Annotated in this window: 9 protein-coding genes; 3 read left to right on the top strand and 6 right to left on the bottom strand. The window is 72.4% G+C overall.

Translation table 11 applies throughout. The features are described 5' to 3' along the window. Positions 1–388: 388 nt before the first annotated feature. Positions 389–604, top strand: coding sequence for a hypothetical protein (locus ABZ815_RS45135; protein WP_357707920.1), 216 nt, complete (start codon positions 389–391; stop codon positions 602–604). Here the strand turns inward: ABZ815_RS45135 and ABZ815_RS45130 are convergent. Further along, positions 577–2,532 carry an endo-1,3-alpha-glucanase family glycosylhydrolase gene (locus tag ABZ815_RS45130; protein ID WP_357707919.1) on the bottom strand — a complete coding sequence of 652 codons (1,956 nt, stop codon included), beginning with the start codon at positions 2,530–2,532 and terminating at the stop codon, positions 577–579. The two genes, ABZ815_RS45135 and ABZ815_RS45130, sit on opposite strands and share 28 nt — an antisense overlap. 312 nt (positions 2,533–2,844) lie before the next feature. Here ABZ815_RS45130 and ABZ815_RS45125 point away from each other — a divergent pair, with 312 nt between their 5' ends. Beyond that, the gene (locus tag ABZ815_RS45125; RefSeq protein ID WP_357707918.1) at positions 2,845–3,264 is read left to right on the top strand and encodes an ATP-binding protein; all 420 of its coding nucleotides are present in this window, start codon (positions 2,845–2,847) and stop codon (positions 3,262–3,264) included. Between the two features lie 5 nt (positions 3,265–3,269). Here the strand turns inward: ABZ815_RS45125 and ABZ815_RS45120 are convergent, their stop codons facing one another. Further along, the gene (locus ABZ815_RS45120) at positions 3,270–4,442 is read right to left on the bottom strand and encodes a pyridoxal phosphate-dependent aminotransferase (protein ID WP_357707917.1); all 1,173 of its coding nucleotides are present in this window, start codon (positions 4,440–4,442) and stop codon (positions 3,270–3,272) included. Between the two features lie 107 nt (positions 4,443–4,549). Here ABZ815_RS45120 and ABZ815_RS45115 point away from each other — a divergent pair, with 107 nt between their 5' ends. Further along, a complete protein-coding gene (locus ABZ815_RS45115; protein ID WP_357707915.1) occupies positions 4,550–5,320 on the top strand; it encodes a GntR family transcriptional regulator in 771 nt (256 codons plus the stop codon). Positions 5,321–5,363: 43 nt separating this feature from the next. On the opposite strand, the gene ABZ815_RS45110 is transcribed toward ABZ815_RS45115, so the two are convergent. The 4 genes from ABZ815_RS45110 to ABZ815_RS45095 form a co-directional block, all read right to left on the bottom strand. Further along, complete coding sequence (locus ABZ815_RS45110; RefSeq protein ID WP_357707925.1) at positions 5,364–6,857, bottom strand: CoA-acylating methylmalonate-semialdehyde dehydrogenase; 1,494 nt, start codon at positions 6,855–6,857, stop codon at positions 5,364–5,366. Between the two features lie 75 nt (positions 6,858–6,932). Beyond that, positions 6,933–7,724, bottom strand: a complete 792-nt coding sequence (locus tag ABZ815_RS45105; protein WP_357707914.1) for an SDR family NAD(P)-dependent oxidoreductase — start codon at positions 7,722–7,724, stop codon at positions 6,933–6,935. Then, entirely contained in the window at positions 7,721–8,905 is a 1,185-nt protein-coding gene (locus ABZ815_RS45100; RefSeq protein ID WP_357707913.1) for a glycine C-acetyltransferase, read from the bottom strand. Before ABZ815_RS45100 ends, ABZ815_RS45105 begins: the two co-directional genes overlap by 4 nt. Further along, positions 8,902–10,230 (bottom strand): MFS transporter, encoded by a 1,329-nt coding sequence (locus tag ABZ815_RS45095; protein ID WP_357707912.1) that lies wholly within the window; start codon positions 10,228–10,230, stop codon positions 8,902–8,904. The genes ABZ815_RS45100 and ABZ815_RS45095 overlap by 4 nt, the downstream gene beginning before the upstream one ends. Positions 10,231–10,255: the final 25 nt, after the last annotated feature.

The raw sequence follows: 10,255 nt of genomic DNA, 5'->3' as shown, positions 1-10,255 counted from the left end.
ACTCGGTCTGGAGGGCGAGAAGGTCAGGAACTTCGAGGGGCTCCTGGATACGCGCGAAAGAGACGCGACGGGGACCAGCGGGTACGGCGGAGGCGGCGGGAACACTACGCGAGGCTGCCAACAGTTGTCCTTCCGGAGGGCACGGACGGGATCGAACTGCGCGCATGCCAAACGCCCGGATCGAAATCCGGGGCGTCGAAAGGCAGCGCGAGGAAGCAGCATAACTCAACTGAGAAACGAGTGTCCACACTTACTATGAGTGTCAACCTCGGTGCCGCCTTCAGCTTTTCACAGCAGGGTCGGCTCGTCAACTCCCCGAGCCGGATTCCCGCCTGAGACGTCCGATTGGCGCCGGCGACCCACGGTGGACGCGCGGGATGCTCGCCACATGAACATGACGAGGACGTCCGACGCGTGGTCGGTCATGGAGAGGTTCTACGCGGCCGAGGCGGCGTACGTGGCCGCGGGCGGTCACGGCAGGGCGGACTACGCGCACGTCGCCGCCCTGCTGGACCCGGCGACTGACGGACGAGCGGGGTGCGGGCCCGCGCGGTCGGCGCGGGCCCGGAGGCGCGGTCAGCGTTCGCTGGAGGCCGCGCGGTAGTGCAGGTCCTGCACGTACGGCGTCGCGGTGATCGGGTACGGCGAGACCACCTTGGCCGCCGTCGCCGACTCCCTGGTGACGGTCGCCGACGCGGTCCCCGCCTTGAGCGGGAACGTCCTGGCCGACACACCGGCGGGCGCGTCGTAGCTCTGCGTCGTGCCGCCGACGGTCACCGACACCTTGCCCGGCGCCGTCAGCATGGTGAGCACCTCGACCGTGTCACGCGCGGCCGTGCTGCCGCCGCGCAGCTTCATCAGCTTGGTCTGCGCGAAGGACGGCTGGGCCGCCACCGGCTGGACCCGGTGGGTCAGGTACGCCGCGTCGTTCGTGATCTTCGGGCAGCCGAGCTTGTGGCAGGTCAGGTAGTAGGCGTTGATGTCCAGGTACGTCCAGCCCGCGTTCCTGGACGGCGCGAACTGCGTGTTCTCCGAGTAGTCGTTCCAGGTCGTGAGCTGGACCCAGTCGGCCTTGCCGTCGATCGCGCCCTTCCACGTCGCCCGCAGGTTCTCGGTGTTGCCCGCCTCGTCGAAGACGCCCTGGTTGGGGCGTTCGTCCTGGACCGACACCGGCTGCATCCAGATCTTGCCCATGCCGTGCGCGCGGTCGATGTTGCCGCCCAGGGCGGCGTTGGCGGCGGGGTTGCGGTTGCCCCAGTTGGAGAAGCCGTAGCTGATCGAGGCGAACGCGTCCCGGTACTTGCCGAAGTCGAGGAAGCAGGGCACCAGGGCCACCTTGACGCCGTGCTCGGTCTCCATCGTCTTCATCCACGCCGCCCACCAGGCGGGGGTACGCCCCTCGGCCTTGAACGGCGCCACCACCAGCCGGTCGTCGGCGAGCCGGTAGACCGACTTCGAGGCGGCCAGCTTGGCCATCGCCGTGGCGAACGCGGCGCTGTCCACCGAGGCCAGGCCGTTCGTGTCCGGCATCAGCACGATCTTGAACCCGGGGTCCACGGCCTCCGCCGCCTTGATCAGGTTCTGCACCCGCGTCCAGTGGGCGCTGGTGATCGACAGGATGTCGACGGTGAACCCGTCCAGGCCGGCCGCGACGGCCTGCTTGACCTCGGTCTTGAAGTCCGCCACCGCGTAGTCGCCGCTGATCGGGTCGCGTCCGAGCGGGCGGTCGCGCAGCAGTCCGCCGTAGGCGGCGTGCTTGCCGCTCTCGCCGTCCGGCTTGAGGTAGTTCCTGGCGTAGTAGTCACTCGCCGGGGCCTGGTTGTCCAGCGACACCGGGTACGGGGTGAAGTAGTGCGCGAACACCTTCTTGGCCGAGCCGCGCAGGGCCGCCGTCCCCGGCAGGACGAACGGCAGCGGCCCGTCGGTCTGCCGGCCGCTTCCCTCGGTGTAGGTGACCGTGAGCTTGGGGCCGCGGTTCCCGGTCTCGCGCGAGGACATCAGCACGGTCGCGGTGGAGTCGGTGCCGGTGAGCGCGAAGGCGTACGTGCCGTCGCCCTTGACCGCGGCGGAGACGTCCAGCTTGGCCGTCGTCCCGGCGGTGAAGCCGGTGTGCGAGGCCACGGCCGCGGCGCCGAACTCGGGACGGGTGTTCCAGGTCGTGGCGGCCTCGGTCCAGGAGCCCGTGACGGGGCGGGCCGACACGGCGGTGTCCGTCGTCCTGGCGGAGACGACGTCCAGCGTGACCTTGACGTCCTCGGCGTCCTCCGGGATGCCGGTGACCTTGAAGCGGGCCAGGCCGACCCGCTGGCCCGCGGCGGCGCTGCCGCACGCGGCGCCGCAGACGCTCACCCAGGTCGCGGACGCGAAGCTCTTCGCCGGCTCGGCCTGGCTGATGAACACGTCCTCCGTGGCGGCGAACGTCACGGTGAGGGGTGCGACGGCGGACGCCTGCGCGGGCGCGGCGACGGCCGCGCCCGCCAGCGCGGCGAGCATCGCCACCGCGGCCGGCAGGGCCCGATATCGGTTGAGCATGGAACTCCCTTGGCTCTCGGTGCGCCTCCGCCGCAGCGGAGCCGCGTTGCATCGCCAACGATGGAGCACGCCCGGGCAACCGGACCGGGTTTTCGGATAAATCCCCCATTTGGAACGTTGCTAATTTTCGGGTCCCTCGCCCCGGGATTAAGGCCGATGGCCGGTTCCGGGGCACTTCCCGGCCGGGCATGGCGCGGAAGCCGCGACTCCGGCAGGATGGACCGGCCCTGTCTGTCTCCGCTCGGCCTGCGCGCACGACCGGGTCGGTGTCATCATGGGCACACGGCGTGTGTTCTCGGGTAGGAGCGACCGATGTCCGAGCCTTCCCCCGATGCTGCGGCGAGCTGGCCGATCAGCCGCGACCTCGCGGAGTTGCGCGAGCTCGTCCGCCTTCACGCGCTCCAGGCCGGGCTCGCCTCCCAGTGCGGCGAAGACCTCGCGCTCGCCGTCAACGAGGCCGTCACCAACGTCCTCGACCACGCGGGCGGGGCCGGGTGGGTGCGCATCTGGACCGACGACGACTTCCTCACCGTCGACGTCGACGACCACGCGGGCCGCCTCCGGCCCGACGCCTGCCCCGACGTCCGTCCCCAGGTGGGGCCGGGCGGTTACGGCCTGTGGGTGATGCGCCGGCTCTGCGACGAGTTCGTCATCACCCAGACGCGCGCCTCCTCCCAGGTCCGCCTGCGCATGAAGCGCGCCCGCGTCACCGGCCGGGCTCCCACGCCCTGACCGCGTCAGGACTCCCGGCGGGCCCGTCCGAGGGCGTGGACCAGCTCGCCGAGCGTGCGCTCGTCCGCGCCGAACGTGATGCGGACGTGGGTGTCGGGGGCGTGCATGTCGGCGCCGCGCACCGTCGCGACGCCGTTGCGCAGGAGCACGCGGTCGATGGCCGCCGGGCTGTCGCCCAGGCGCGAGCAGTCGGCGAGCAGGAAGGCGCCGCCCGTGGGCCGTACGGGCCGGGGCAGGCCGCTGGCGGCGATGCCGTCGCAGACGAGGTCGCGCTTGGCCTGGTAGGTGGAGAGCGCCTCGTCGAGCCAGTCGCGCGGGCCGGTGAGGGCGGCCACCGCGGCCCGCTGCGGAACCACTCCGCAACAGACCGCCTCCCACTCGAAGCGGCGGTTGAGCGCGTCGACGATCCGCGGCGGCGCCAGGACGTAGCCGAGCCGCCAGCTCGCCAGCGCGTAGTACTTGCTGAGGCTGGTGACGGTCACCAGATGCGGCCAGCGGTCGGCGAACGCCTCCACCGGGTGGTACCGGCGGCCGTCGTAGGCGAAGTGCTGCCACGAGTCGTCGGAGACGACCAGGAGCCCGTGGCGCGCGGCCAGGTCGACCACGGCCGCCAGGGTCGCGGCGTCGGGGAGGTAGCCCGTCGGGTTGGTCGGGTTGCACAGCAGCACGGCCCGGCTGCGGCTGGTGACGGCGGCCTCCAGCCCGGCCAGGTCGAGCGCCCAGCCGTCGCTCTCCCGGGACGGGACGCGGACGGGGGTCGCGCCGGCCTCGCGGACCGCGCCGTCGAAGAAGTAGGTGGGGGTCGGCACGATCACCTCGTCGCCGGGGGCGAGCACCGTGCGCAGCACGAGGGAGAGCCCCTGCATCGCCCCGTGGGTGATCAGCAGGCGACGCTCGGGATCGACGCGCAGGCCGTGCTCGCGCTCCAGTTCGGCGGCGATCGCGGCGCGCAGTTCCGGCAGGCCGCGGGTGTCGCGCGGGTCGGGCCGGTCCATCGCTCCGGCGACCGCACGCCGTACGTGCTCGGGCATGGGCAGGATCGGGGCGCCTGCGAGCGGGAGCATCCGCACGCCGTCGCGGGCGCGCCGGTCCGCGCGGGCGCGCGTGCTCATCGCACCCAACGCCGGGAAGTCGCTCGTGGCGGGAAGGACCCAGGGATTCGAGCTGCGTCGCTGCATGGACAAAGCATGACATATTGAGATATCAGCAACAAGAATTAATATCTCTTCTCATGACATGTCGGACGAGCTGCTGTATCAACACTCCGAGTTGATATCCTGACGTGATGTCCGACATCCATGGCGTGGTCAGCGGAACGCCGCACATCCCCGCTCTGCTGCTGGTCGGCAGGGACGAGACCGGCCTCGACCGCACAGGCCAGGCCTATCGGGCGATCAGACGCCAGATCATCGACCTGACGCTCCCGCCCGGCAGCAGCTTCACCGAGACGTCGCTCGCCGAGCAGTGGCGCATCAGCAAGACCCCGGTGCGCGAGGCGCTCGCCCGGTTGAGGCGCGACGGGCTCGTGACCGCGCTCCCGCGCGCGGGCTACGTCGTCAGCCCGATCACGCTCCAGGACACCGACGCCCTGTGCGCCCTGCGCACGCTGCTGTCCGGCGAGGCGGCCGCCTCCGCGGCGCGTCTCGGCGTCACGGCGCCCGCGCTCGAACGGCTCGAAGCGCTGTCGCAGGTGCCCATGGCGCTCGCGGCGGGCGAGGTGGAGCAGGAGGAGTCGCTCCAGGCCGGCATCGAGTTCGAGGGCATCATCGCCAATTTCAGCGGCAACCCCCGTCTCGGCAAGTCGATCGTCGACGTGCTCGACGAGCTGGAACGGGTGCTGCGGATGGCCGCGTTGATCGATCCCGGCATCGCCAGCCCGCCCGGAGAGCTGGCGGCCGTCTTCGAGGGGCTGCGCGCGCGCGACGCGGACGCCGCCCGTGAGGCGATGCGCGCCCGGTGCGAGCGCGTGCGCCGGGACCTGCTCCAGGTTCTGGCGAAGAGCACGTCCGTGAGCAGGGCGCACATCGAGCTGCCCGCCGCGCGCCCACCGGCCTAGCCCGTACGGGCCCCCGGCCTGGTCGGGGGCCCGTATCGCCAGGTCAGACCGCCGTGGGGAAGGAGAGGTCGCCGCGGGTGCGCGGGCCGTCCTCCCTGTCCTCCGGCCAGCGGGTGGTGACGGCCTTGGCCCGCGTGTAGAACGCGACGCCCTCCGGGCCGTGCATGTGGTGGGCGCCGAACAGCGACTGCTTCCAGCCGCCGAACGAGTGGAACGCCATGGGCACCGGGATCGGCACGTTGACGCCGATCATCCCGACCTGCACGGATCGCTGGAACAGGCGGGCCGCGTGGCCGCCCGTGGTGAAGATCGCCGTGCCGTTGGCCAGGTTGCCGGTGTTGATCAGGTCGATCGCCTCCGCGAGCGAGCCGACGCGCACGACGACGAGCACGGGGCCGAAGATCTCGTCGCGGTAGACGTCCATGTCGGGTGTGACGTGGTCGAACAGCGTCGGGCCGACGAAGAAGCCGTCGCCGCCGATGTCGAGCGCGCGCCCGTCGAGCACGAGGTCGGCGCCCGCGGCGACGCCGGAGCCGATGTAGCCCCTGATCCGTTCGAGCGCCTCCGCCGACACGACCGGGCCCATCTCGGACCCGGCGTCCAGTCCCGGCCCCACCTTGATCGCCTGCGCCTTCTCGCGCAGCAGCTCGACGAGCGGCTCGGCCACGTCGCCCACCGCGACGGCGACCGAGACGGCCATGCAGCGCTGGCCCGCCGAGCCGTACGCGGCCGCGACCAGATGGTCGGCGGCGTGGTCGAGGTCGGCGTCCGGCAGCACGACGGCGTGGTTCTTGGCGCCGCCGAGCGCCTGCACGCGCTTGCCGCCGGCGGTCGCGCGCTCGTGGACGTACCGCGCGACCGGCGTCGAGCCGACGAACGACACCGCGGCGACGTCCGGGTGGTCGAGGATCGCGTCGACCGCCACCTTGTCGCCGTGGACGACGTTGAAGACCCCGTCGGGCAGACCGGCCTCGGCGTAGAGGTCGGCGACGAGGTTGGCGGTCGACGGGTCGCGCTCGGAGGGCTTGAGCACGAACGTGTTGCCGGTCGCGATCGCGATCGGATGCATCCACAGCGGGACCATCGCGGGGAAGTTGAACGGCGTGATCCCGGCGCAGACGCCGAGCGGCTGCCGGAAGGAGAAGAGGTCGACGTCGGTCGACACCTGGTCGGAGTACTCCCCCTTGAGCAGCTGCGGGATCCCGCAGGCGAAGTCGATCACCTCCAGGCCGCGGACGAGCTCGCCCCTGGCGTCGTCGAGGACCTTGCCGTGCTCGGCCGAGACCAGCCGCGCGAGGTCGTCGAGGTGCTTCTCGACCAGGTTGCGGAAGGCGAACATCAACCGCGACCGCCGCATGACGGAGGTGTCGGCCCAGCCCGGCAGGGCGGCCCGCGCCGCCCGCACCGCGGCGTCGACGTCGGCGGGCTCGGCCAGCAGCACGTCGGCCTGACGCTCGCCGGTCGCGGGGTTCCACACCGGGGCGGTGCGGACCGACTCGCCGGCGGTCTCTCGGCCGCCGATCCGGTGCTGGATCATCCTGACTGTCCCTGTGCTCACAGAAAGTTCACCTTCTCGTGGAAGTGCGGGTTGCGGGTGGTCGGCGGCGCCGCGTCAGACGATCAGGTCGCCGCCGTTGATGTCGATGGCCGCCCCGGTGATGTACGCCGCGCGGTCCGAGGCGAGGAACGCGACGAGCTCGGCGACCTCCCAGGGCTGCCCGACGCGGGGCACCGGGAAGGACCGGGTGGCCTGTTCGAGCGCCCCTTCGGGCAGCAGGGCGCGTGCCATCGGGGTGTCGATGAGCCCGGGGCAGACGGCGTTCACGGTGATCCCGTCGCCGCCGCACTCCTTCGCCAGGTGCCGGGTGAGCCCGAGGACGCCGTGCTTGGCCGTCGTGTAGTGCGCGCCGCCCGCGGTGCTCACGGTCTTGCCGGCGGTGGAGGAGAAGGTGACGATCCGGCCCCATCCTCGGCCGCGCATCGCGGGCAGCGCCTGCCGGCAGCACAGGAACGTCCCGAGCACGTTGACCGCGAGCACCCGTTCCCACTCGGCCGGGGTGATGTCCTCGAACGCGGTCGGCGGCGCGACGCCCGCGGCGTTGACCAGGATGTCCAGCCGCGACCGCTCCGCCAGCAGCGCGGCGAACGCACGCCGGACCTGGTCGTCGTCCGTGACGTCCACGGCGACCGACCGGACGCGGTCGGCCGGCACCTCCAGCGTCGACGCCAGCTCGCCGGGGCCGGGCGCGGCCAGGTCGAGCACCGCGACGGTCGCGCCGCGGCGGGCCAGCGCGTGCGCCGCCGCGAGGCCCATGCCGCTCGCCCCGCCGGTCACGACCGCGACCCGGCCCGCCAGCTCGCGGCCGTCGGCGCTGGTCGGCGCCCGCAACCCCGCGGCGCTCATGACCCCGCCAGGACGGCACGCGCGCGGCCGAACGCGGCGGCCGCCCGTTCGAGCTGGCCGGCCGTGTGCGAGGCCGACACCTGCACCCGGATGCGCTCCTCGCCCGCCGGGACGACCGGATGGGAGAGCGCGAAGACCAGGACGCCGTCGCGGCGCAGCGCCGACGCCACGTCGGCGGCGAGCGTGCCGCCGCGCAGCATCACGGGGATGATGGCGTGCTCCCCCGGCGGCACCTCGTAGCCGAGATCGCGCAACGTCCCGCGCAGCCAGGCGGTGTTGGCGGCCAGGCGTGCCCGCAGGTCGGGACGCCTTCGTGCGACGCGGATCGCCGTCAGCGCGGCCACGGCCAGCGCGGGGGCCATGGCATTGGTGAAGATGTAGGGCCGCGAGAGCTGGCGCAACGTCTCGACCACCGCGCGGTCGCCGGCGACGAAGCCTCCCGCCCCGCCGCCCAGCGCCTTGCCGAGCGTCCCCGTCAGCACGTCGACGCGGCCCCGCAGGCCGAAGTGCTCGGCGGTGCCGGCGCCGGTCGCGCCCAGGACGCCCGTGGCGTGCGAGTCGTCGACCACGAGCACCGCGTCATGGCGCTCGGCCAGCTCGGCGAGCCGGGGCAGCGCGGCGAGGTCGCCGTCCATGCTGAAGACGCCGTCGGTGACGATGAGCCGGTGGCGCGCGTCGGCGGACGCGGTGAGGAGGCGTTCGAGTTCGTCGAGGTCGGCGTGGGGGTAGACGTGCCGGCGGGCGCGGGTGAGGCGGATGCCGTCGATCAGGCTGGCGTGGTTGAGCGCGTCGCTGAGGACGACGTCCTGCGGGCCGACCAGGGCGTCGAAGAGGCCGAGGTTCGCGTCGAAGCACGAGTGGTGGAGCACGGCGTCCTCGGCGCCGACCAGCTCGGCGATGCGCGCCTCCAGCTCGCCGTGGACCGCCCGGGTGCCGCAGAGCACCCGTCCCGCCGCCACCCCGAGGCCCGTCTCGCGCAGCGCCCGCCGGGCCGCGTCGAGGACCTCCGGGTCGCCGGCGAGGCCGAGGTAGTCGTTGGAGGCGAGGTTCACCAGCCGCTCGCCGCCCACGTCGAGCGTCGGGCCCTGGGCGCCGGAGACCACGAGGTCGCGGCGCAGCCCGGTGGTCGCCCGGCGTTCGTCCAGCTCGGTCCGGAGGCGCTCCAGCAGCGCGGCGTTCACGACAGGCCCCCGTCCAGCCGCTCCATCCGGCGTCCCACGGTGAGCAGGACGGCCAGCCCGGCGGCCATGATGATCGCGATGGCCAGCAGCGCGTACGTGAAGCTGCCCGTCGCCGACGCGATGGACCCGGTGAAGTAGGGACCGACGAATCCGCTGACGTTGCTGACCGAGTTGATCAGCGCGATGCCGGAGGCGGCGGCCGCCTCGGTCAGGCCGATCGCCGGGATGCGCCAGAACTGCGGCATCGCGGTGATGATCCCGGCGACGCTCAGGCAGACGGCGAGCACGAACAGCGTGCCGCTGCTGGTGAAGGTCGCCAGGACCAGCCCCACCGCGCCGAGGGCCATCGGCACGGCCGTGGCCGTCACCGCCGTCAGGCGGGCGGCGACGCGGGCCCAGACGAGGAGGGCGAGCGCGGCCACCACGTAGGGGATCGCGGACAGCAGCACGCTGCTGACGTCGGCGGACTGACCGACGCTCCGCGTGATGGACTTGATCATCGTGGGCAGGAAGAACTGCAGCGGATAGAGCCCGAACGCGATCGCGAACCACGTCACGGCCATCGCCCAGACCCGGCCGCTGGTCAGCGCCTGGCGCAGCCCGGTGAGCGCTCCGTGGGCACGCTGTTCGGCGGCCTCGGCGGCCAGGATGTGGCCGATGGCGGCCTTCTCCTCGTCGTCGAGCCAGCGCGCGTCGGCCGGCCGGTCGGGCAGGAAGACGAAGATCAGGACGCTGACGACGACCGTCAGGACGCCCTCGACGAGGAACAGCGCCCGCCAGCCCGCGATGCCGAACACGCCCTGCCCCCACTCCAGCAGCGCGGCGGCCAGCGGAGAGCCGATGATCGAGGACAGCGGGATCATCAGGATGAACGTCGACAACGCCCAGGAACGCTGGCGGCGCGGGAACCAGAACGTCAGGTAGAGCAGGATCCCGGCGGCCAGACCCGCTTCGGCGAACCCGAGCAGGAGCCGCGCGACGAACAGCGCGGCCGGGGAGCTCACGGCCGAGGTCGCCGCCGTGACCAGACCCCACGTGATCATGATCCGGGCGATCCATTTCCGCGCGCCGAACCGGCTGAGCATCATGTTGCTCGGCACCTCGAACAGCACGTAGCCGATGAAGAACAGCCCGGCGGCGAGGCCGATCTGGCTGCTGTCGAGGCCCATGTCGCGGGACATGGGGGCGGCGATGTAGCCGACGTTGGCGCGGTCGATGTAGCTCGCCACGTAGGCGAGGCCGACCAGCGGCATGATCCGGATGCCCACCTTGCGCCAGGTGCGAGGTGGGACGGTGCTCTCAGGGGGTGCGACGTTCGTGCTCATGGGGGGTTCCAATCGATCCGGGGGG

This window comes from Nonomuraea sp. NPDC047529, from assembly GCF_040642995.1.
Lineage (GTDB): Bacteria > Actinomycetota > Actinomycetes > Streptosporangiales > Streptosporangiaceae > Nonomuraea.
This window is presented reverse-complemented; position numbering and strand designations above follow the sequence as displayed.

Excerpts from the sequence above, each read along its gene's own strand:
- ABZ815_RS45135 (WP_357707920.1), top strand. The coding sequence starts at position 389 with ATGAACATGACGAGGACGTCCGACGCGTGGTCGGTCATGGAGAGGTTC.
- ABZ815_RS45130 (WP_357707919.1), bottom strand. The coding sequence starts at position 2,532 with ATGCTCAACCGATATCGGGCCCTGCCGGCCGCGGTGGCGATGCTCGCC.
- ABZ815_RS45125 (WP_357707918.1), top strand. The coding sequence starts at position 2,845 with ATGTCCGAGCCTTCCCCCGATGCTGCGGCGAGCTGGCCGATCAGCCGC.
- ABZ815_RS45120 (WP_357707917.1), bottom strand. The coding sequence starts at position 4,442 with ATGCAGCGACGCAGCTCGAATCCCTGGGTCCTTCCCGCCACGAGCGAC.
- ABZ815_RS45115 (WP_357707915.1), top strand. The coding sequence starts at position 4,550 with ATGTCCGACATCCATGGCGTGGTCAGCGGAACGCCGCACATCCCCGCT.
- ABZ815_RS45110 (WP_357707925.1), bottom strand. The coding sequence starts at position 6,857 with ATGATCCAGCACCGGATCGGCGGCCGAGAGACCGCCGGCGAGTCGGTC.
- ABZ815_RS45105 (WP_357707914.1), bottom strand. The coding sequence starts at position 7,724 with ATGAGCGCCGCGGGGTTGCGGGCGCCGACCAGCGCCGACGGCCGCGAG.
- ABZ815_RS45095 (WP_357707912.1), bottom strand. The coding sequence starts at position 10,230 with ATGAGCACGAACGTCGCACCCCCTGAGAGCACCGTCCCACCTCGCACC.